Genomic DNA, 20,486 nt, shown 5'->3' on the forward strand with positions numbered 1-20,486 from the left:
TAACTACGGCAAGGCCGCAACCCAGGCATGGGACCGGGTCCATCCCGGCTCGCTCACCGTTCCTCATGGCTCGACTACGAGGGTGAACTGCCCTTGGTCGAGGGAACATTGACCGGCCTGAATGCCGAGTACCTGTCGAAGGAACGGGACCCTCCGCCGGTGTGGCTGTGGTCCTCGAAAGCCGGTTGTCACCCCGGACGAAGTGGACCGTTTCTGGCAGGCATTCCTCCGCCGCTTCGATCTGGAGCACACCATCCGCGTCGCGAAGCAGACCCTCGGCTGGCCCCCCGAAACTCCGTACTCCCGAAGCAGCGGACCGCTGGACCTGGATCCTGATCGTCGCTCACACCCGGCTCCGGCTCTCCCGGCCGCACGCCGCAGACCTTCGCCGACCCTGAGAGAGACCCGCCGCCTCCGACCGGCTCACCCTGGCCGGGGTCCGCCGGGGGCTCAGGAACATCCGCGCTCACCTCGCCTGCCCGAGCCGTGTTCCCCAACCTCGAGTCGTGTTCCCCAACCCCGAGGCGTCGACCCCGGACGTCCACCCGGCGCCAGAACAAACGCCGGGCACCCCGCTACGACGTCGGCAAGACCTTCAAACGCCCCGAGACCCTCAAGGCCATCGGCAGACCCGGCAGATCCTGGTCGACACAGAAAGCAAGCTCAGCGAGTGGCCGTATAGCTCAGATCGTGGGCTGTCAGGGACGAGGGGGTGAGTCGCAGCCACACCGTGCCGCGCTGTTCAGGATCATCATGCAGGTAGCGGACGAAGCGTGAATCCCAGCAGGACTCATCCGTGCCCAGATAGCGGACCAACTTGCGGCGCCCACGCGGAACGTCGAAGGGAACCAGTTCGGCACGTCCACGGGCGATGACCTGGCGGACAAGTCCCGTAGCGATGTCACATACATCCACCACAAGAGCGATCTGCGCGTCCGCGCTCACCCGGTGAAACAGCTTGGTCCACGGCCCGGTCAATACCCAGAAGGCGCTTTCCTCCCACAGAAACCACACAGGCCGCACGCTCGGTCCATCGGTAGCGATGCGCGCGGTGAGCGGCTGGCTGAGGAAGACATCAATGTCAAAGGGAGGAGGCGTCACGTATCCATGCTCGTTCGTCCAACCACCGCCGAACACCCCGACCTTCGGCCTAGGCCGAGCCATCGGTAGACCTGGCATGTTCGGGTTTTCTGCTGGTCGGGGATGTTTTGCCTGGTCAGTATCGGTTGGGTGAGCGGGCTCGTGGGGTGTGGTGGTGGGTTTCGGCGAGGTGGTCCAGGCGGACCTGGTCCAGGGACGCCGGTGGATCTCGTCGATCATCACCAGACGCACGCCCGTACGGTTGTAGGTGTGGCAGACGGCGTCGGTGATCTGAACCTGGGTCATCCGGCCGGTGGCGGAGATGTCGAGGTAGCGGGTGAACTCGGTGGCGAGTGCTTTCGCGGTTGCCCCGGGCGGGACCAGTGGGCGGGCGACCGGCGCCGGTGCATTCGTGGTGGTGGCCGATGGGTGTCGTCGGGTGTGGGTGAGGTGGCAGGCACGCCCGACGTGGAGCAGCGCGGTGGTCTTCCCGGCTCCTGCCGGCCCGGTGACGATCAGCAAGGGCCGGGCGGTGGTCTGCTGGTAGCGCCCCAGGGTCATCGGCGTGCGCACGTTTGTGGTGAGGGTGTCGATGGCGGGGGCGCGGACGGTGACGAACGCGGAGCGGTACGCGAGACGTTCTCCACGCCGCCTACCGGTTCCCCGAGTGCGGGCGACTGCGGGGGAGGGGTGGTCGCGAAGTGCTGCCAGCTCTGCCGGGTGGTCACCGGCCACGTTTCGCCGCCCGATTCGTCGAACTCTGGTGCGCCCGTACCGTGTTTTGACTGCCCGTCGGCTTCCTCCGCCGCCAAAGAGGCCACCTGCTCCCGGACGGTGGCCGGTCACCATTTGAGGGCCTGCCCCGGCGTCGTAGAGCCCGCACCTGCCACCGACACCGCCGGGCCGTCCACCGCCTGGTCTTCGCCCTCGGTGGTGTCCTGTGCGCCCCGGCCGAGGTCGTCGAGGCTGTTCTCTCCCGCGAGCTCGTGGCTGCCGAGTCCAGTTTGTGAGTGAACCCCGGTCCTTTGCCCTTGCGGTCGGCGTCGGCCGACCAACACGTTGGTGCACTGTTCCAAAAGTGGACCGTACGGCACTTTGGTGCAGCGAACTAATTTGGATCGCCGTACCAAAAGTGGCACCATCGAGGTATGACGACACGAGCACGCCGACCACAGCGGCGAAACCAGGTGCTCTCCCGGGAGCAGATCATCGACACTGCGGTCGAGATGCTCGATGCGGGCGGCGAGAGTGCGCTGACCACCCGGGCGCTGACCGAACGGCTGTCCACCGGTTCCGGGGCGATCTACTACCACGTGGGCAGCCGTGACGAGCTGCTCGACAAGGCGACGGAAACCGTGATCGGCGCGGCGCTGGCGACCCCGCCCGCCACGCCCGCGGCCACGCCCGCGGACGAGATCCGTGTCGTCGCACTGGCCCTGTTCGACGCCATCGCCGCACATCAGTGGCTCGCCACGCGGCTGACCCTCCAGATCATCAGGAATCCGGCCGGCCCGGTGGCGGTGGGGATCTTCGAGCGGATCGGCGGGCAGGTGGGCGCCCTGGGTGTGCCGCGAGCCTCCTGGTTCGACGCAGCCTCGACGCTCGTGCACTACATCCTCGGAGCCGTCAGCCAGAACGCCCGCATCGAGGGGGACACCTCCGGGGTCGACCCCGACGGGGACAGCGACGAGTTCTTCGACGCGGCGTCGACGGCATGGCAAGGGCTCGACCCGGAGGCTTACCCGTTCATTCACGCCATCGTCGGCCAGATGAGAGAGCACGACGACCGCGAGCAGTTCCTCACCGGCATCGCCGTCATCCTCGACGGCCTCACGCATCTGCGCTGACCCGTCCGATCTGGCCGGGTGACCCCATCGTTCGTTTCTCGAAAGGACACCTCTCATGCATGATGTCGTGATCGCGGGCGGCGGCCCGGTCGGTTTGTTCCTGGCCGGCGAACTGGCCCTGTCCGGCTGCTCGGTTCTGGTCCTTGAGCGAGACCCGGAACTCACCTCGCCCCTGAAGGCGTTCCCGCTCGGCCTGCGGGGCCTGAACGCCGGATCGGCCGAGACGTTCTACCGCCGCGGCCTCCTGGAAGCGATGGCGCAGGCTTCGGGAGTCAACCCGGAGAAGGTGGGCGCAGATCCAGCAGCAGTCGAGGCGCCCGACCCTCGTGAGCTGAGCCATTTCGCGGGTATCACTCTCCACGCGGCCGACATCGACACAGCCGCCCTCCCGCCCCGCCTGCCCAGCCCGGCGATGGCGGGGTTCATGACGAGCCTGGAAGCGGTCGGAACAGTACTGTCCGAGCGGGCCACCGCGCTCGGAGTCGAGATCATCCGAAACGCTCCCGTCACGGCCGTGGCGCAGGACACTGAATCTGTTCTCGTCACTGCAAAAGGCCAGAAGTACCAGGGGCGTTGGCTGGTGGGTTGCGACGGCGGGCGCAGCGCCGTACGTCAGCTCGCCGGCTTCGAATTCGTCGGTACCGAGCCGCTGTTCACGGGATACGTCGCCAAGGTCACCTTCGCCGACCCCGAGTGCCTGCCGCTCGGGTTCAACCTGACGCCGAACGGCATGTATCTGCGTACGCCCCTCGAAGGGCACCTGGGCATGATGGACTTCGACGGCGGTACCTTCAACCGTTCCCAGCCGCTGACCCGCGAACACCTCCAGACGGTCCTGCGCCGCATCAGCGGCACCGACGTGACGCTGAGCGAGGTCCATCTCGCCTCCAGCTTCACCGACCGCGCGATGCAGACGACGACGTATCGCGAGGGTCGGGTGCTGCTCGCCGGCGACGCAGCACACATCCACTCGCCCCTGGGCGGACAGGGCCTCAACCTCGGCATCGGCGACGCCGTCAACCTCGGCTGGAAGCTCGCCGCCACCGTGCGCGGCTCTGCTCCCGGGGGCTTGCTCGACACCTACACCACCGAGCGGCACCCCGTCGGCGCCGCCGTGCTCGACTGGTCCCGCGCCCAGGTCGCAACCATGAAGCCGGGCCCCAACGCCCCTGCGCTGCGTCAACTTGTCCACGACCTGATGAGCACCACCGACGGAACGACCCACGTGTACCGAAGGACCTCCGGTCTGTTCAACCGCTACGACCTGGGCAGCCAACAGCCCTTCATCGGCCGCACCACCCCGGACTTCCGCTTCGAGGACGGCACCCGCCTCGGCGAATTGCTGCGCCAGGGCCAGGGAGTTGCGCTCGACTTCAGCTCCGACCGTGCGCTGCAAGTCGCGGCCAAGGGGTGGGCAGGCCGAATCCACTACGCGGCCGGCCCGGCGCGCAATGACCTCGGGCTGGGTGCCGCGCTGGTTCGGCCCGACGGCGTCGTGGCCTGGACGAGCGGGCCCGTCCCGGATCGCGACGCGTTCGAGCAGGCGGCTGCCCAGTGGTTCGGCGCGCCGCAGAGCTAGAACAACCAGCGGCTCCCTGGTCCGTTCCAGGCGCGGTGCCGTTCACCCGCTGAGGATCGCCCTCCCCGGCGCCGGGGCGTCGGCCCGGAAGCACAAGACCGCGAACGACACCAAGGCCCCTCCAGCGCATCAAGCAAGGCCGCCTGACATCGAACTTTCGAGCACCAACACTTCCAAGCACCGCCCGTCGGCGTCGGGGAACACTGGTACTCCAGCCGAATTTCTTCATTTGCACTGGTCAACGGCTTGGGCGCGGAGAGCGTAGCGGGCTGGAGTGAGGGTGGGACGGCCTTTCCGGGTAGTTCCACGAACGTGTGGCCACGCTGCTTGTAGTGGCAACGGTGGGCGCGTGCTTGGTGACGGCGACGCCAGTGGGACCACGTCATTGCGTGGCGCGGTCCGGAGCACGGCGGTGGGGTCCAACTGCCGGCAGACGTCGAATCTCGGCCGGTGTACGCTCCACGACGTCGAGTGTGTCCCGCTCAGTGTCCCCTTTTCCTGTTTCTGGCCGGCCAGGCCGGCCAGGACGGCCAGGACGGCCAGGACGGCGAGGACGGCGTGGGCGAGCATGGCGAGTGTGATGTGTTGGTACCAGCTCACGTAGCGGCGCACTTCGTACTGGCCAAGGTCGCATTCGTCCTTCGCGCTCTGGAAGCATTCCTCGACCTTCCAGCGGCAACAGGCGATGCGTACGAGGTCGGCGACGGTGGTTTTCAGGGGTGCGCCGGCGAGGTAGTGGGCGCTCTTGTCGGGCTTGATGCTGTTGCGGCGGGCCGACGTCCAGCGTTGCCGGGTGGGTTCGGCGCCGTCGAGTTCCCACACGACCGGCAGGCGGGCTGCGGCCCAGTCGTAGAATCGCTCGCCCTTCGCGCCGCTTCCTGCGGACTGCTGCTGCCAGGCTTCGGGCGGGGCCTGGCCGATGAGGTGATCGATGCGCGGGCCGTGGATCTGCTGGGACTTGGGTACGGCGACGACGTAGAAGAAGCTGTGGTCTTCGAGGAAGCGGCGGAAATGGGAGTCCTGGCCGTAAGCCGAGTCCGCGGTGACTCGGCCGATGGGCGGGGGTGAGGCGAGGGCCCGTAGGAACAGGGCCCTCGTCAGTTCGCCCTCGGTGGCGAAGACACGGTCTTCGGGGACACGAGCGGTCCGACAGCGTTCGCGGTCCTTGGTCCAGGACTTGGGCAGGTAGAGCTCACGGTCGACGAGGGTGTGGTCGCGGTTGGTGGCGTAGGCGGCGAAGACGCCGATCCGGTAATTCTCAGTGCGGCCTGCGGTCCCGGAGTGCCGACGTTGGGCACCCCGTGGACGTGGTCCCCTTCTCCACGTAGCCGGTGTCGTCGATGGTCAGCACGCCGCCGTCCGCGCCGAGGTGCTCGGCGACATAGGCTGGCAGGTCATTGCGGACCTTGTCGGCCTCCCAGCGGCTCCGGGAGAGCAGATGCCGCAGCCCGCCAGGGGTGCCATGACCGGCGTACTCGGCAAGCTGCCAGCCGTTCTTGTGGCGGCCCACAGGGCCAAGAAGCCCACAGACATGGTCCCGCATCCGGCGCCGGGGTTCCACACGGGCGAACCGGCCCCCGATCCGCAAGAGCAGGTCACCAAGTCCCTTTTCCCGCAGGTTCGTTGGCGCTTCGTTCACGTTGGCGGACCGCCCACAACGTGGCCATTGCAAGCAGCGTGGCCACATGTCCGTGGGACGGCCCGAAAATGACCGTCCCACCCTCACTCCGGCCCGCTACACTCTCCCCGCCCAGGTCGTTGACCAGCGTCAATGAAGAAGTTCGGCTGGAGTATCAGCGGCACTGGCACTGGCACCGGCACCGGCTCCCGCCCCGGGTGACCTGCCGCCCAGCCCCGGGATCAGTACCGCCGCCACTGCCAGGTGCATCAGCGCGAGGGAGGCCCGGGTACCGCCGTCCAGGCCGTCGCCGATGAACGGCAGATAGGACACGGCCAGTACAGCGACGGCCACTCCGGTCCAGATGCTGCGGGCGCGCCACGCCCCGAACCGCTCCAGGGCGGCCAGCAGTCCCCAGCCGGAGAGCGACGCGAACAGTGCGACGACCGCCACGGGCACGGCGCCGATGTCGAGTGTCTGCTCGCCGTCGGCGATCCGCAGCCGGTGTCCCAGCAGTGGGTCCGTGACCAGCCACACCAGGACGGAGGCCAGGACCGCGAGGCCCGTAACCGCCAGACGCCTTCTCCGCACGTTCACTTGGTGCCCCCCGAGAGCGCCCCGTACAGGAAGACCTCCACCAGCTCCTGCGGGGTCAGGTCGGGCTCGTCCTCCGTACGCGGCTGGGTGAAGAGCAGTCCGAAGAAGAGAGCCGCGATCTGCTCCGGCGGCCGGCGCAGGGCGGCCTGGTCGGGCTCCAGCAGCTCCGTGAGGGCCGCGCGGATACGGGCCGTCGACTCGTTGCGGCCCGCGCCGCGTACAGTGCCGGGGTGCTTGCCGCCGCGATGCCCCAGCGAGCCGACGATCGCGCCCATCCTCGACAGGTGCGCCTGCAGCGCCTCGGCCGCCTCCGCGAGCCGGTCGGGCAGCGGTTGGGATACGTCGATCGCGTCGAGCTCACGGACCGCGTGGTCGGGGGAGAGCGCCTCGGCCATGCAGGCCTGCAGCAGTTCGTCCTTGTCGGCGAAGACCCGGAAGATCGTGCCCTCGCCGATGCCCGCGGCGCGGGCAATCTTCGCGGTCGTCACCGCGGCGCCGTACTCGGCGATGAGCGGGATCGCGGTCTGGATGATCATTTTGCGGCGCTGCTCCGGCGACATGCCGGGGGCGCGGCGGCGGGTGGTCTGGTTCTCCCTGGGTGCTGTCATGACTGCGAGAGTACGGAGTGAGTCCTCACTCCGTCAATGAGTGAGGACTCACTCCGCTCACATTTCTCGTACCCGGCTGCTTGCCGATGGCAGCCCACCAAGATCCGCAGCTACGGCTGGAGTAGAACCAGGGCCTTGTTACGTATATGGGCAGGCGGTCGTTGGTGTGACTTCTTGCCGGTGTGAGGGCTGGTGAACTCGCAGCGTGTCGAGGTCGGTTGGAGGCGTTCTCCGGGGAGGTGTCTGCGCCCCTGGCGCGTGCGGATCAGCGGGTGAAGGGCCGGTTGTATCTGCGGGGTCTGTTGCTGGATGGGCGTCGGAAGTCGATGCAGCCGACGACTGGGCGCCTCGGTGTGGACCATCAGCAGTCAGCGGTTGCAGCAGTTCATGGCCTCGTCGGCCTGCTCGGTGGACACTGTTTGTGCAGGGTTGGCCCGCTGTGCGGTGGCGGTGGTGCGGCCTCAGATGTGGGTGGTGGACGACACCGGGTTCCCGAAGGACAGGACGTCCTTGCCCGGGGTGGCCAGACAGTACTCCGGCACTCTGGGCAAGGTCGGGAACTGCCAGATCAGGCCAGTGTCCATGCGGTGTCCGATACCGCTTCCCGCCCGCTGTCCAGGCGGTTGTTCCTGCCCGGCAGCTGGGCTGGCAGCCGCGGACGGGCGGGCCCACTGCCGGATTCCCAAAGGCGAGCACCACCGGCCGAAATGGCAGCTCGATGAACTGGCCGCCGTCGGACTGCGGCCGGCGGTGCTGGTCGCGGACACCGGCTACGGAGCGAACGCCGACTTCCGCCACGGCCTGGAACAGCGGAACCTCGCCTATGCGTTGCAGGTCAGGGGCGAGACGACTGCTCACGGCGAGTGGGCCGAACCCTAGGAGCCGTCTTGTGGCAGGCTCGGGCCGCGCCCGCTGCCCCACTACCGCACCCGAACCGCCCTGGCCGCAGGACGCGGCAAAGCAATCACGGTCACCTGGCGCAAGGGCTCGAAAGCTGAAACGACCTCAAGGTTCGTTTTCCTACGTGTCCGGCTGGCCGGCCGCCGCCCCACACTCGCCCGGGACGGTGTCATTCCACTGCGGTGGATGATTGCCCAGTGGTCGGAAGGCGAGGATGAGCCGGTCAAGTACTGGATCTCCAACCTGCCCGCCGACATTCCCGCCCGCGAGCTCGTCCGCCTTGCGAAACTGCGCCGGCCCATCGAACACGACTACCGGGAGCTGAAGACGACACTCGCCCTCGACCACTTCGAGGGCCCGTCATTCACCGGCTGGCACCGCCCCGTCACCCTCGTGACCGCAGCCCAGCTCTTCCTGACCGAACAGCGGACCTGCCCAAGAGTCCCTGCCAAGGCCTGACCCCCTACCAGGCCCTGGACCTCCTCCAACACCTCCTGGCCACCTGGACCGGAACCTGTCCCACCTGCCGACAACCCACCCCATGGCCGATCGTGGTGACGGTGAGGCCGCAAGGGCCACTTTGCATGACCTGGCGGGCGAGCTTGGGGCTGCAGCCCTGAAAGTGCGAACTCTGGTCGTACTTGGCGACTTGCTGGCTTCTGACGGTAATCACGGCATGGCCCGACACGTACTGCGCGAGGCCGTCGTCCTGGGCCAGTCACTGGACGGAGCCGATGACCTGGTGGACCACGACGTGAACCGGGCCCGCGATGTCCTGGAACATCTGGCCTGACGCCCGACGCCTCACACAGCGAAGCCACGACGCCTTCGACCTCGGAGAAGCACTACTCCGGGGCGTACGGACCCGTAGTGCGCACTGGCCGTTCGCGGGCGGGGGTACGGTGCCGTTGGCTTCCCGTCCTAGGAAGCCTTGAGCGCGGTGCGGGGATCCGGATCAGTAGCCGACGGTGAAACGCTCACCGATGTGCCCCGGCTGGTCGATCTCGTCGAGCAGGGCGACGGCGTAGTCCTCGGCGGAGATACGGCTGCTGCCGTCCCCGGCGACGACCAGGTCCTCCACGGCGGTGCGGTAGGCGCCGGTTCGCTCGCCCGGCTCGATCGTTGCGGCCGGGCAGAGGCAGGTCCACCTCACGTCGTTGACCGTGCGGTAGAAGTCCAGGGCATCCCCGTGCGCATGCATGATCTGGAGCAGGAACGCCGGCAGGCCATCGGCGTCCCAGACCTGCTTGCCGTCCGGTGTGCGCAGGGATCCGGCGCCGCCGACCACGACGAGCCTCGGCATGTCGGCACCCAGTCTGCGAAATCCGGCGACCAGGGATTCGGCGGCCGGCCTGATGGTGGCGATATGGCCCGGACCGTCGCCACCGCCGACCGCGCTGATCACGGCGTCCTGCCCTTCGGCCACCTCGGCGACGGACTCGGGATCCAGCACATTGCCGGTGACCACGGTCAGATTGGGGTCGGCCCGGGTGAGCTTCGCCGGGTCACGTACGACGGCAGTGACATGGTGGCCGCGGCGAAGCGCCTCGTCCAGGATCCGGGATCCGATGGTTCCGTTGGCACCGAACAGGGCGATCTTGGACACGTGCTTCTCCCGTCGACTGGCCATCCGGCTGGTCGGCAGACTAACGAGACGCCTCATGTCAGCGACGGTGAGACCGGCCGCAGCCGAGGGAAATCGACCCCATCAGGTGACACCGGCCCGGCCGGGTGACACCGGCCCGGCCGGTCAATGTCCCGGAACACGAGCTCGGCTGCTGGCCCGGCGTGTTGCGACCGGTTCGTTCGCAGTCTTTCCGAGCGCCGCCGCTGTACCGCCCGCGCCGCCTTGTTGCCGGCGGCCCGGCGTGCTCAGGCCGCAGTACTCCTGACCACTGCGAACGGGACCCTGACGGGTCGAGCAGCATGGCGGTGCGATACGCACCGCCCTCCCCATCCGGTACTTGCCTGACCTCAGCCGGCCCCGGACTCCCCCCAACAATCTCTTGCTCCGAAGCCCCACAGAGAGCCCCTTCCCTCGTTCGGGTTCAACTGGCGCCGCATTGGTTTCGGTGCCGGTGCTCCTGATCATGATCGGCCCCGGTGGCGTCCCCTCGGGCGCCCTGATCTGCCAGGAAAGGGCGGTTCGTATGACAACAGCAGATGGAGAGCCGATCGCGTCGGTCACCGACGCGACACTCGCCGACATCGCGGCCAACGGCATCTGGCGCAGCGGCGGGCTGGACATCAATCCGTCGGTTCTCGCCGTCGCCCGGGCCCTGCTCGCGGCGGTGCAGGGCACCGCGCCGGCCGGCACGCTTCCCGAGGACTTGCGGGAGCTGGTGGCCCGCGTCCTGCGGGAGGCCGGGATCACCTTCCCCCGCATTTCCGTGACGGAGGAGATCAGCCTCTCCGCGTTCGCGATCAAGCAGCAGACCTCGGAGCCGCGCCCGGTGGTCATTGTGCCCGCCGGGTGGAACCCGTACGGCTGGATGCCGTTCATGGCCGGTTATCTGGCGCTGGCGGCGCGCGGCTACCACGTGCTGGCCTACACGCCGCGGGGGATCGGCAAGGCGGAGCTGCCGTACACCTCCGAGGGGCTCATCAACATCGCCGGGTCGGACGACTGGGCGGACGGATCGAAGGTGATCGACCACGCGGAGGAGCTGTTCGAGCCGAGCAAGGTCGGGTTCATGGGCCTGTCCTACGGTTCCGGCATCAGTCAGCTGGTCGCCGCGCACGATCCGAAGAACCGGGTCGCCGCTGTGGCCGCGCTCAGTACCTGGGGCAACCTGGCCACCAGCCTCTACGACAACGGCACCCGGCACGAGGCGGCCGTACAGACGCTGATCGACTTCACCGGAGGTGATGAGGAGGACAAGTTCGACGAGGGGACGCGGCGGATCCTCCAGGACTTCCGGGACGGCCAGAACATGGAGGGCGTGGTGGACTGGGGCACCGAGCGTTCCCCGGAAACCTACGTGGACACCACCAACACACGGGGCATCCCGACCTTCTACTCGAACACCTGGCACGAGAGCCTGTTCCCGGTCGGCGAGGCGATCGCCGTCTTCGAGAAGATCACCGCCCCCAAACACCTGAACCTGTGGATCGGCGACCACGGCGCCCCGGAAGGCGCCGGCATCACCGGCCTGGCGACCGGCACGCCCTTCCCCGGCCTGATGACCCCGATGAGGGAGGCGTACGCCTGGCTGGACCACTACCTCCTCGGGACGGCCAACGATGTGCCGGACTGGCCGGTGGTCAACAGCCAGGTCATGTTCACCTACGAGACCGCCCCGGCCGTCGGCGGCCGGCGGATCACCGTCCCGGCGCGGCGCGAACCACTCCACTCCTGGGCCGAGGCCACCACCGGCAGCGAGTCCTGGTACCTGAGCGGCAACAACGGCGGTGACGGCACCCTGTCCGACAAGCCGTCCACGGGCTGGAGCCGAGACTTCACCGCCGGACACGAGACCACCGCCACTGCCATGGACGACATCATGGACACCGGGCAGAAGGAGTGGTTCGGCAACCCCAAGCGCTACGACCCGGCCGGCTTCAAGCCGAACCTCCTGCTGACCTGGTCCACCGAGGCACTGACGGACGGCCGCCGGATCCGCGGCGCCGCCACACTCCGGCTAACGGTCCGGTCCGACGAGGCGGACGCCGCGACCCTGGTCGCCTACCTCTTCGACGTGGCCCCGGACAACAGCGCCCGGATCATCACCCACGAACCCTTCACCACCACGGACCTGCGCCCCGGCACGGACCGCACCGTCAACTGGACGCTCCAGCCCACCGCCTACGACCTACCCGACGGCCACCGCCTCGCGCTGGTAGTCAACAGCCGCGACAAGCTGTACGCGTTCACCGGCAAGCAGGACAGCACCACCACCATCACCTCCCTGACCGGGGAAGAAGCCGTCCTGGAGCTGCCACTCGGCTGAGCAGAGCCCCCTTGCGCGAACGGACGGATCCGAGCATGTCCCATCCGTCCGCATACGCAAGGGACTCAAGCGGACGTAACACCGAACCGGCCGTTGTCCCCTGAAGGGATCGCCTATCTGACCTACGCCCTCGAAGGCAGCGGCCGGGAGCCCCTGTAGACCGCAGGTCACTCCAAACATCAAGGGTCACGAGGAAACGGCAAGGGTCCTCGCCACGACATCCTTCCCGTCGAGGTCAGAGATCTGTTCATCGGCTCCGGCTTCAAGGAGGAACACGCACGACAAGGGCGCCGGCGTGAAGGCATCCGACTCCCGACCTGGGAGCCGTCGCGGACGCCGACGCCCTTCTGACGCATCGGGTCGCCTCCACCGGGTGGCCCGATGACGGCTCTCGTCGTCGTGTCTTTGTCGCGTAGCAGCCGCAGGACGCCGGGCGGATCGGGAAGGCAGAAGAGGTACATCGCATCGAGACCGGGAGGAAATGCCACGCTCGTGAGACTGAGCGGTTATGCACCCGGTGTGAGACAGCGACAGCGCCGCTGATCAGCGGGCATGGGCCCATGCCGAGAACCGCGAGATCCCACAGGCCGGGAAGTCGACCGGAATGCCGGGAAGTGTGCCCCGCTCAAAGGTGGGGCAGGGCGCGACCGGGCCACCGCCCGTAGTCCGATCCTTGTGCGGGGCGGGAGCGATCGCATCACCAAGACGCCGTCCCGAGGTCGCAGCTGGCCCTGCTCATGACGATCATGCTTCGGGCTCGGTGACGACGGGCTTCCAGGCTCGTGATTCGCACGGACATCCCCTCTGCCTCGGTCGTCAGCTCCAGGTGGGGGATGAACAGGCCCTGTCGGCGTACAGCGTCCGGCAGAGCCGGCTCGCACCGGTTCGCCTGGGAGCGGCGCTGGTCGAGCAGCACGACGGTGACCGGCTAGCCGTCCACGTAGCGGGGCGCGGTGCGGCCGCAGCGCTGGACAGGCCTTGCGCGGGAGTGGACTGGCCGCCGGCATCAAAAGGGATCGCGACGTCGTCATCGCTGGTCTCACACTGCCCTGGAACTCGGGCGTCATCTAGGGGCATGTCAACCGGATCAAGATGCTCAAGAGGCAGATGTTCGGTCGCGCCGGCTTCGCGCCCCAGAGAGGTGTGCGGCGGTTTCAGTGCGTCAGGTAGCGGCGGGTCAGTGCCTCCAGCGGCGGAACGCCAGCCCTCGGGCCGGGGGCGGACCCACCGCGGGCCCGACCCGGGGCCGCGGTGGGCTCAGAAGGGTGTCGCCGGCCCAGCCCCACTGGCTGGGATCGCCGGCGCGCCCGCCGGCCCCGTACATGCCGTCGTTCGTGATCAGCATGGCGCCGGTGGCCCGTTCTGCGGGCGTCCAGTGGGTGACGTCGACGAGCTGGCCGTCCAGGGCGCCGACGAGCTCGACGTACCCGTGGCCGGGCTGCTCGTCGGGGTCGTCGTGGTGGGATCCGTACACCCGTCGCCGAGGAAGTGCAGCCATGGGACAGGCTTGCACCGGGCGCCCGGCGACGGCATCCGTTGTCCTGTGTCACGGGATCTTGACCGTTTGCCAAACGGCAAACGATCTTGATCGCGTGTCTGATCTCATCCGGTCCTGGTGTCTGCTTCGCCGTGCTCAGTCGCTGGGCCTTCAGTCTCACCGGACTCTGTCGGTGCGGTGATCGTCAGGTCGTTGCCAGTCAGGTCGCGGCTGGCCGCCCAGAGACGTGCCGCGGTCGTGGTGTCGGCAAGATTGTTCCAGAGGGGTTCGATCCTGGGCGTACCGCGCAGCCCGAACTGTCGTGGGCTCCACATCTGGCCGCCGCGGACGTTCGGGTCGAGCACGGCCCGGACAGCGGGCCATGCGGCAGCGTCCTTGCCCTGGACGAGAAGGCCGAGCGGCAGATGGCGCAGCCGCTCGCCGGCGGTCCGGACATGGAAGGGCGGGCGCGAAGGCGTGAGGGAGTCGAGCGCGCCGCCAGGATGAACGACCACGCTCAGTGTCGTGCTGCCGGCAGCACGCAGGCGGCGGTCGAGTTCGAAAGCGAAGAGCATCTGAGCCAACTTCGACCGCGCATAGGCGCGCTTGGGCTGGTAGTCGTGTGTGCTCTGGAGATCGTCGAGGTCCAGGCGTTCGGACTTGGCGGCGAAGCTGCCGGTGGTGACGATCCGGCTTCCCGGGGTTGCCGTGAGCAGGGGGACCAGGTGGTGGGTCAGCGCGAAGTGCCCCAGGTGGTTGGTTGCGAGCATCAGTTCGTGCCCGGCCGTGGTTTCGCGCCGCGGCGGATGGTCGAGCGCCACGCCGGCGTTGTGGACGACGGCGTCGAGGCGATCCAGTCCGAGCGCGTCCACGGATGCCTTGAGCGATGCGAGATCGGCCAGATCCAGGGGCAGATGCTTCACCTTGGCGCCGGGAACGCGCGAGCCGATGGAAGCGATCGCGTCTTCGGCCTTCGCCCTGTCTCGACTACCGAGAACGACCACGGCTCCAGTGCCGGCGAGCTGCTCGGCGATGAAATATCCGATGCCCGCGTTGCCGCCGGTGATCAGGAAGCTTCTATCTTCGGCGTGAGGCAGCCGGTGGACGTCCCACTGCGGGACCTGGGGTACGGAGGGCATGGCGGGCTCCCGGAAGCTCGGAGTGGTCTGGAGGCGGGCGGGACCGTACATTCACAACCGGCCACGCCCAGTTCCCACAATCTCGGGCGCCACTTACATCCCGCCGACAGCTCGCCGTCCCCGCCGACAGCCGACCGACATCGCCCGAGCCCATCGCGCCAACAGCCGCAGCCTCCCGCCGAACAAGAACAAGTGACAGAAACCGCTGGCCATCAAGATCATTTGGCAAACGGCCGAGATCGCTCGCCATGGGACATCCGTTCGAGTGGACCGCCCTGGATCGAGTCGCTGTCCCGTCTAAAGTAATCTGGTCCCTGTGCCAGATGATCTGGTTCGATTGGCTCGTTGTCTCACATGATCTGGTCCGCTGGTGCTGCTGTCCGGTCCCACTGGACCAGGGGCCGTCCGCTTGGTCTCACGCGGCAGTCGGCGGATAACCGGGGTTTTGGCTTGCAGGTCGGGGGCCGGTCGGGCGGGTGTCGGCAGGTATCAGGGCCTGGGTGGCTGACGGGCTACCTGTCCTGGGAGTCCCCGCGCAGCGAGCGTGTCAGCTCGGAGACGTTTAGCGCTTGGACAGCGGACAGCCGTCGCGCCTCCCACAGCAGCACGGCGGCATCCATCGCCTCAGGGGACGGAGGGGGCGGCATCTTGCGCAGGGAAACGCCCGTCAGCGCGGCCAGTTCGCAGGCGTCGATCCCCAGCAGGGCGGCGAGATCTGTCACCAAGCCCGGGGTCAGCTCCTTGCGACCGGAGCCGATCACGCCGTAGGTGGCCGCCGACAGGTACGTGGGCGTCACGAACGCAAGCGCCCTCGCTATGCCCATCCAGTTCAGGTTGCGGTACTGGAGCATGCGGATGGCCCAAGAGCCCGGACCGCCAACGAGGGGCACGAGTGGCTTCGGGGCGAAGCTGGAACGCCGTTCCTCCTGCGGTAGTGAGCGGATCAGCTGGAGAAGTTCGCAGCGTCCCGCTTCGGAGAGGCGCACTGCATCCGTCACCATGCTCGCCGCCCACTTCGCGGCCGTGGCGTCTAACGGCGCCAGGTCATTCGGGACCGCCCGCCCCGCAAGGATGAATAGATCGACAGCGTGGAATCCCAGCGTGGGCGCAAGCCGTCTGAGCAGCACCTCACCTGGGCCCTCCCCTGCAAGCACCGCCCGGACCTCGTCCGCGGTCGACCCGGCGCGGTCGGCCAACTCCTGCGCGCTGAGCTCTCTGTGGTTGGATGCAGGTTGCGGCCGCGTGCAACTCTGTTGGTCGCAGGTTCGATGGAGGCTGCTGTCACGATGTCGGCATGCTCCAATAACTCCACGGACCATTTAGCTTCTCCGTCGTCAAGTACTGCGCGAGTAAGTTCCGACCTGAAAAAACTTATGAACGGTGCACCGTGGTCATCAGGCCAGTGGGGCGTGCAGGTCGCCGACCTGAAGACCGGAGAAGTTGTCCAATCGAAGAGCACTAATTCTCAGTTCATGACTGGTTCGACGGCCAAGACTTTTGCTGTAAGTGCCGCGCTCAACGTCCTGGGCGGCGACCATCGTTTCCGTACGCCAGTAGTGCATTCAGGCACCGTATCGCCTGACGGGCGGCTTTCAGGAAACCTGACTATGGTCGGGAGCGGTGATCTGGCGCTCGACGGGCGGACCGCTGCGTCAGGGGCACTCGACGTGCCGGACTTCGACCACTATGGCGCCAATGCTGTACCTGGAATGGCGACCCTTACTCAAGAGGATCTGCTGGCGGGCATCAACGAACTGGCTCGGCAGGTTGCGGCAAGCGGCATCCGTCCGATCGACGGTGACGTGGTGATTGACAACCGGCTCTGGGATCCAGTGTCGATCGGCGGCGTGCCGGTCACCCCAACCATCGTCAACGACAACCTGATTGACGTGCTGATCACGCCGGGCGTCCCCGGCGAGCCGGCGAAGGTCGACTGGCGTCCGAAGACAGCAGCCTTCAGCGTCGACGCACAGGTGACAACCACGCCTGCTGGAAGCAAGCCGGCGGTGACGACCGAAAGTGTCACCCCCGGTCAGATCAGGGTGCGAGGTTCCGTGCCTGCGGATGCGAAGGACCCCTTCGTGACGACGTACCAGGTTCCCGACCCGGCAGCCTTTGCCCGGACCGTGCTCATCGAGGCACTCGCCCGGAACGGCATCAGTGTGACTGCACCGCGACTGGGAGAAAACCCCCAGCAGTAAGCTCCCTCCGTGGAAGGAGGTGAACGAGATGCCTGCTTCGGTAACCTGTACGTCACCACCCTTCAAGGAATACGCAAAGCTGATCAACAAGGTCAGTCATAATCTCGGGGCGAATCTTCTGCCACCGCTGATGGCGGTGCAGCATGGTCAACGAACCTATGCGGACGGGATGAAGATCGAGCGGGACTTCCTCGCTCGCTCCGGTATCGATCCGCATTCACTCACCCTCGTCGACGCCCAGGGCCTACCCGGTGACAAGGCAACGCCAGCTGCCCAATTAGCATTGCTGCGACATCTTGCCCGACAGGACAACTTCGACGTCTTCTACGACTCCATGCCGAGCATGGGGGTCGATGGTTCGCTCGCTGATGTCATCGAGCGCACCAACCCTGCCGCAGGGCACATCCGGGCGAAGACCGGCACCTTGGTCAGCGCTTACAAGGGCAAGCTGGCTCTCGGCACGAAGGCACTCGCAGGATATATTGACGCGAAGGACGGTCACCGCTACGCCTTTGCGATATACGTGAACAACATCCCGGTGCCCAGTAATTCCGTGAGCGATGCCATCGACCTTGCACTCAGGGCCAACAAGCAACTGGGAGCGATGGCCGCCAACATTTGCAAGTCACCCAAGGCTTGATGGGCACTCAATGAGGTGAGCGATCTGGTGTCCTTGGGCGAGCGACGAATCAGTGCGTTGCCGGCACCACGCGGATCTTCCTCGACCTCGTACGACGGTCCGCCGACGGAGTCGGTGGACCGTTTCGCTTCATGTGGTTGATGGTGGCCATGCCGGTGCCCCGGGCCGCCGAGCGGTGGCGACCGGCTGGGCGGTTGTTGAAGAGACAGAGCTGTGTCTGATGGGTCAGAGCGAGCAGGCGCCCAGGCCCGCTGGTCAAGAGCGATCTGAACATCGTCAGCCGAAAAGGGTTCTGGGCGGGGGTTGGACCAGCGAATTGTGACTGTTCCTTGCGAGCGATCAGTCACATGCCCTGCGGTCCGGCCCGCGAGCGAGCAGGCGGTCGGTGAGCTCGTTCAACCCAGGCTCCGTTCAGAGGAGGCGCTGGTGGATGGCCTCGACGATCAGCACACAGACCGAGTGGGACAACCACCGTCCGCGCTGGGCCAGGCGCCGAACCTTCCACGGGCTCGTCTCGGAAGATCACCGCACTTTCCGGGGGATAAGCGCCGATGAGTTCGGACCGCTGAATCTGGTCGGGGTGTTCTTCCTGGTCAGCATGTGACCGGTTCAGGGCCGTTGTGTACGGGCCCAAGTTGGGGTCGGGGCGGAGCGGTGGTGGGCTTCGGTGAGGTGGTCGAGCCGGATCCCGTCGAGCAAGGGTCTGGTGGTTTTCCCAGTGCCGTCACAGATCGCGGTGATCGCGGCCTGGCGGACCAGCCGGGGCAGGCTCCCGATCCGGCCCGCGGTCCTTCGGTGGAGATAAGCGGCGTGGCGGGGGAGGGTTCCGGGCCGATGCTGCTGGAGGTCGAGGGCGTTCTCAAGGTGAGTGATGAGTTCTCTGAACGGCTCGTGTGTCCCGTGCCGGTCGCGTACCGGATCCGGCCCTGCCAGCTCTTGGCCGCACACTTCAGCGCGTGGTCGCCGGTGAAGTCGAGGACCACGCCCCGGCCTTGGCGCAGCAGGTCACCGAGGCGAGTGCCGTCCTCGAAGTGGAAGTCGAGGGCAGTGCTGCCGACGAGCGGCTGCGCGCTGCCCAGGTTGTAACGGTTGAACCCGGTTGTCTTCCGGTAGGCGAGGGCCGTTCCGTCCGTGGTGCTCAGCAGCTCGTGGACCAGCTGCCGCAGCGCGGGGGCAGTGGAGCCGGGCTTCATGGTGGCGACCTGGGCGCGTGACCAGTCCAGGATGGCGGCGCCGACGGGGTGGCGCTCACTGGTGTGAGTGTCGAGCAGCCGTTCGGTCGCGGCGCCGTGCACGGTCGCGGCGGGCTTCCAGCCGAAGACCTGTTCCGTAACTGGGCGGCGCCTCCACACCGATCCCGGATCGAAGCGTGTCAGTGGCTGGTGGCAGGATCCGAGTGTGCTGATCAAGGGATACGACGAAGGCCCGCTGGTTGCGGGCGAGTCACTGCTAGCCCGTCCGGGCTTCTGGTCGAACTACCTCATGCCGATGTGCGGCGATGGGTCGAGTACTACGCGTGCTGTTCCGGAGTGGTTCGGCGATGACGGCGCCGATGCCGATGCCTTGTCCGAGATCCTCTTCGATCCCGAACGCTGGCCGGTGCTCCGGGTACCGGCTGAAGACGGTCCCGGAGTTGTGGTGATCTACCGCAACATGGTCGGCGAGTACGGCATCGACTACCTCTTCACTCATCCAGGCCGGAGCCACGCCCAGCAGATCGCCAGCTGGGAGGGAGACCTTTCGGGGACCGGTCTGACGTGGGAGGAACTGGTCCGCATCGCTGACGCTCCGTCTCCCGCGGTCGAAGGTGTCGAGGACGCGGCCGCCCGCCTCCTGCTGGTCCTTCCCCTCGTTACCGACTCCGACGTGCCAGAGTCGGCGCCGGCAAGGCTCAGCGCCGCCCTGACCTCGGTTGGAGCGCTGCAAGACGCCGTCCTCGGTACGGCAGAGCGACTACTTGCCCGCCTGACGAGAAGATCGCGCCACGATCCCACCTGGGGATCGCCGCTGAGCGGCAGCTAAACGACGGGCCCATGCCGCTGGTCACCCCACGGGACGATCTTGGTATGGCTGGTGTGATTGCATCGTCGGAGCTTGCCTGGATAGCCCCGTTCACTGGGCTGAGCCCGCGCCAGTTCGGCAAGCTGGTGACCCTGCTGCGGCGCGAGGGGGCGGACGAGGTCTGCAAGGGGCGGCCGTGGAGCCTTCGGCTGGAGGACCGGGCGCTGCTGGTCGCGGCGTACTGGCCGACGAACTTGACGATGCGGCAGATTGCGCCGCTGTTCGGCGTTTCGAAGTCTGCAGCCCACCGGATCATCGATGTCCTCGGCCGATGCTCGCGCCCCCAGCCCCGCAAGCGGTTCGCCAAGGACGCCGTACTCATCGCGGACGGCACCCTGGTGCCCACCCGCGACCACGCCATCGCCGCGCAGTCAAAGAACTACAGGTACTCCACGAACCACCAGGTGGTCATTGACGCTGGCACCCGGCACCCGGCGTGTGGTCTTGGTCGGCCGCCCCTTGCCCGGAAACCGCAACGACCGCAGGGCGTGGGAGGAATCCGGTGCCAAAAGCCGCCGTCGGCAAGACCACCAGATCGCTGACGGCGGCTATCCCGGCATCGGGCTCGTCATGCCCACCGTCGCCGCGAGGGAGAAGACCTGCCCGGGAAGGAAGCCCACAACACATCTCACAAGCAGGTTCGGGCCCGCGTCGAGCATGTCTTCGCCCGCATGAAGACTTGGAAGATCCTCCGCGACTGCCGACTCAAAGGTGACGGCGCTCACCACGCCATGCGCGGCATCGCGCGCCTGCACAACCTCGCCCTCGCCGGATAGGCGAGCGGGCTGC

General features: G+C 67.3%; 19 protein-coding genes and 4 pseudogenes. 11 read left to right on the plus strand and 12 right to left on the minus strand.

What is annotated here, in order from left to right; translation table 11 throughout:
• Position 1 precedes the first annotated feature (1 nt).
• Positions 2–645 (plus strand): annotated as a pseudogene (locus tag ABZ622_RS22100) (transposase); the annotation flags it as partial.
• A gap of 18 nt (positions 646–663) precedes the next feature.
• Here ABZ622_RS22100 and ABZ622_RS22105 read toward each other — a convergent pair.
• Positions 664–1,080: a pyridoxamine 5'-phosphate oxidase family protein gene (locus tag ABZ622_RS22105; protein WP_360545714.1), complete on the minus strand. Its 417-nt coding sequence runs from the start codon at positions 1,078–1,080 to the stop codon at positions 664–666.
• A gap of 279 nt (positions 1,081–1,359) precedes the next feature.
• Positions 1,360–1,929: pseudogene (locus ABZ622_RS22110) on the minus strand (hypothetical protein); the annotation flags it as partial.
• A gap of 299 nt (positions 1,930–2,228) precedes the next feature.
• On the opposite strand from ABZ622_RS22110, the gene ABZ622_RS22115 reads away from it, so the two are divergent.
• Together ABZ622_RS22115 and ABZ622_RS22120 are read left to right on the plus strand one after the other, a co-directional pair.
• The gene (locus tag ABZ622_RS22115; RefSeq protein ID WP_360545626.1) at positions 2,229–2,927 is read left to right on the plus strand and encodes a TetR family transcriptional regulator; all 699 of its coding nucleotides are present in this window, start codon (positions 2,229–2,231) and stop codon (positions 2,925–2,927) included.
• 55 nt (positions 2,928–2,982) lie between these two features.
• On the plus strand, positions 2,983–4,506 hold the full coding sequence (locus ABZ622_RS22120) for an FAD-dependent monooxygenase (RefSeq protein ID WP_360545628.1): 1,524 nt from the start codon (positions 2,983–2,985) through the stop codon (positions 4,504–4,506).
• Positions 4,507–4,731: 225 nt separating this feature from the next.
• Here the strand turns inward: ABZ622_RS22120 and ABZ622_RS22125 are convergent.
• The 4 genes and pseudogenes from ABZ622_RS22125 to ABZ622_RS22140 form a co-directional block, all read right to left on the minus strand.
• Positions 4,732–5,757 (minus strand): annotated as a pseudogene (locus ABZ622_RS22125) (IS701 family transposase); the annotation flags it as partial.
• 7 nt (positions 5,758–5,764) lie between these two features.
• Positions 5,765–6,016, minus strand: coding sequence for a transposase (locus ABZ622_RS22130; protein ID WP_360545630.1), 252 nt, complete (start codon positions 6,014–6,016; stop codon positions 5,765–5,767).
• Between the two features lie 258 nt (positions 6,017–6,274).
• Complete coding sequence (locus ABZ622_RS22135; RefSeq protein WP_360545632.1) at positions 6,275–6,721, minus strand: DUF6069 family protein; 447 nt, start codon at positions 6,719–6,721, stop codon at positions 6,275–6,277.
• Complete coding sequence (locus ABZ622_RS22140) at positions 6,718–7,329, minus strand: TetR/AcrR family transcriptional regulator (RefSeq protein ID WP_360545634.1); 612 nt, start codon at positions 7,327–7,329, stop codon at positions 6,718–6,720. Before ABZ622_RS22140 ends, ABZ622_RS22135 begins: the two co-directional genes overlap by 4 nt.
• 387 nt (positions 7,330–7,716) lie before the next feature.
• Here ABZ622_RS22140 and ABZ622_RS22145 point away from each other — a divergent pair, with 387 nt between their 5' ends.
• A complete protein-coding gene (locus ABZ622_RS22145; RefSeq protein WP_360545716.1) occupies positions 7,717–8,208 on the plus strand; it encodes a transposase in 492 nt (163 codons plus the stop codon).
• Between the two features lie 207 nt (positions 8,209–8,415).
• Complete coding sequence (locus ABZ622_RS22150; RefSeq protein ID WP_360545636.1) at positions 8,416–8,688, plus strand: hypothetical protein; 273 nt, start codon at positions 8,416–8,418, stop codon at positions 8,686–8,688.
• 496 nt (positions 8,689–9,184) lie between these two features.
• Here the strand turns inward: ABZ622_RS22150 and ABZ622_RS22155 are convergent, their stop codons facing one another.
• Complete coding sequence (locus ABZ622_RS22155) at positions 9,185–9,835, minus strand: NAD(P)H-binding protein (protein WP_360545718.1); 651 nt, start codon at positions 9,833–9,835, stop codon at positions 9,185–9,187.
• Positions 9,836–10,379: 544 nt separating this feature from the next.
• On the opposite strand from ABZ622_RS22155, the gene ABZ622_RS22160 reads away from it, so the two are divergent.
• On the plus strand, positions 10,380–12,179 hold the full coding sequence (locus ABZ622_RS22160) for a CocE/NonD family hydrolase C-terminal non-catalytic domain-containing protein (protein ID WP_360545638.1): 1,800 nt from the start codon (positions 10,380–10,382) through the stop codon (positions 12,177–12,179).
• 697 nt (positions 12,180–12,876) lie between these two features.
• Here the strand turns inward: ABZ622_RS22160 and ABZ622_RS22165 are convergent.
• The 4 genes from ABZ622_RS22165 to ABZ622_RS22180 form a co-directional block, all read right to left on the minus strand.
• Positions 12,877–13,095 carry a type I-U CRISPR-associated protein Cas7 gene (locus ABZ622_RS22165; protein WP_360545640.1) on the minus strand — a complete coding sequence of 73 codons (219 nt, stop codon included), beginning with the start codon at positions 13,093–13,095 and terminating at the stop codon, positions 12,877–12,879.
• A 261-nt stretch (positions 13,096–13,356) separates the two neighbouring features.
• Positions 13,357–13,677, minus strand: coding sequence for a hypothetical protein (locus ABZ622_RS22170; protein ID WP_360545642.1), 321 nt, complete (start codon positions 13,675–13,677; stop codon positions 13,357–13,359).
• Between the two features lie 104 nt (positions 13,678–13,781).
• Complete coding sequence (locus tag ABZ622_RS22175) at positions 13,782–14,795, minus strand: SDR family NAD(P)-dependent oxidoreductase (protein WP_360545644.1); 1,014 nt, start codon at positions 14,793–14,795, stop codon at positions 13,782–13,784.
• Between the two features lie 512 nt (positions 14,796–15,307).
• Positions 15,308–15,922: a hypothetical protein gene (locus ABZ622_RS22180; RefSeq protein WP_360545645.1), complete on the minus strand. Its 615-nt coding sequence runs from the start codon at positions 15,920–15,922 to the stop codon at positions 15,308–15,310.
• Between the two features lie 246 nt (positions 15,923–16,168).
• On the opposite strand from ABZ622_RS22180, the gene ABZ622_RS22185 reads away from it, so the two are divergent.
• From ABZ622_RS22185 to ABZ622_RS22195, 3 genes are all read left to right on the plus strand, one after another.
• Entirely contained in the window at positions 16,169–16,996 is an 828-nt protein-coding gene (locus ABZ622_RS22185) for a D-alanyl-D-alanine carboxypeptidase (protein WP_360545647.1), read from the plus strand.
• 28 nt (positions 16,997–17,024) lie between these two features.
• Complete coding sequence (locus tag ABZ622_RS22190) at positions 17,025–17,636, plus strand: D-alanyl-D-alanine carboxypeptidase (protein ID WP_360545649.1); 612 nt, start codon at positions 17,025–17,027, stop codon at positions 17,634–17,636.
• A 430-nt stretch (positions 17,637–18,066) separates the two neighbouring features.
• A complete protein-coding gene (locus tag ABZ622_RS22195) occupies positions 18,067–18,240 on the plus strand; it encodes a hypothetical protein (protein WP_360545651.1) in 174 nt (57 codons plus the stop codon).
• Here ABZ622_RS22195 and ABZ622_RS22200 read toward each other — a convergent pair.
• Positions 18,230–18,988 carry a hypothetical protein gene (locus tag ABZ622_RS22200; RefSeq protein ID WP_360545653.1) on the minus strand — a complete coding sequence of 253 codons (759 nt, stop codon included), beginning with the start codon at positions 18,986–18,988 and terminating at the stop codon, positions 18,230–18,232. The two genes, ABZ622_RS22195 and ABZ622_RS22200, sit on opposite strands and share 11 nt — an antisense overlap.
• A gap of 46 nt (positions 18,989–19,034) precedes the next feature.
• Here ABZ622_RS22200 and ABZ622_RS22205 point away from each other — a divergent pair, with 46 nt between their 5' ends.
• On the plus strand, positions 19,035–19,658 hold the full coding sequence (locus ABZ622_RS22205; RefSeq protein WP_360545655.1) for a hypothetical protein: 624 nt from the start codon (positions 19,035–19,037) through the stop codon (positions 19,656–19,658).
• A 44-nt stretch (positions 19,659–19,702) separates the two neighbouring features.
• A pseudogene (locus ABZ622_RS22210) lies at positions 19,703–20,473 on the plus strand (transposase).
• The last annotated feature ends 13 nt before the right edge of the window (positions 20,474–20,486 follow it).

Origin of the sequence: Streptomyces sp. NPDC007164 (assembly GCF_040634135.1) — a bacterium.
Classification (GTDB): Bacteria; Actinomycetota; Actinomycetes; order Streptomycetales; family Streptomycetaceae; genus Streptomyces; species Streptomyces sanglieri.

Excerpts from the sequence above, each read along its gene's own strand:
- ABZ622_RS22190 (WP_360545649.1), top strand. The coding sequence starts at position 17,025 with ATGCCTGCTTCGGTAACCTGTACGTCACCACCCTTCAAGGAATACGCA.
- ABZ622_RS22140 (WP_360545634.1), bottom strand. The coding sequence starts at position 7,329 with ATGACAGCACCCAGGGAGAACCAGACCACCCGCCGCCGCGCCCCCGGC.
- ABZ622_RS22145 (WP_360545716.1), top strand. The coding sequence starts at position 7,717 with ATGGCCTCGTCGGCCTGCTCGGTGGACACTGTTTGTGCAGGGTTGGCC.
- ABZ622_RS22120 (WP_360545628.1), top strand. The coding sequence starts at position 2,983 with ATGCATGATGTCGTGATCGCGGGCGGCGGCCCGGTCGGTTTGTTCCTG.
- ABZ622_RS22175 (WP_360545644.1), bottom strand. The coding sequence starts at position 14,795 with ATGCCCTCCGTACCCCAGGTCCCGCAGTGGGACGTCCACCGGCTGCCT.
- ABZ622_RS22185 (WP_360545647.1), top strand. The coding sequence starts at position 16,169 with ATGAACGGTGCACCGTGGTCATCAGGCCAGTGGGGCGTGCAGGTCGCC.
- ABZ622_RS22150 (WP_360545636.1), top strand. The coding sequence starts at position 8,416 with ATGATTGCCCAGTGGTCGGAAGGCGAGGATGAGCCGGTCAAGTACTGG.
- ABZ622_RS22115 (WP_360545626.1), top strand. The coding sequence starts at position 2,229 with ATGACGACACGAGCACGCCGACCACAGCGGCGAAACCAGGTGCTCTCC.
- ABZ622_RS22160 (WP_360545638.1), top strand. The coding sequence starts at position 10,380 with ATGACAACAGCAGATGGAGAGCCGATCGCGTCGGTCACCGACGCGACA.
- ABZ622_RS22195 (WP_360545651.1), top strand. The coding sequence starts at position 18,067 with ATGGCCTCGACGATCAGCACACAGACCGAGTGGGACAACCACCGTCCG.
- ABZ622_RS22170 (WP_360545642.1), bottom strand. The coding sequence starts at position 13,677 with ATGGCTGCACTTCCTCGGCGACGGGTGTACGGATCCCACCACGACGAC.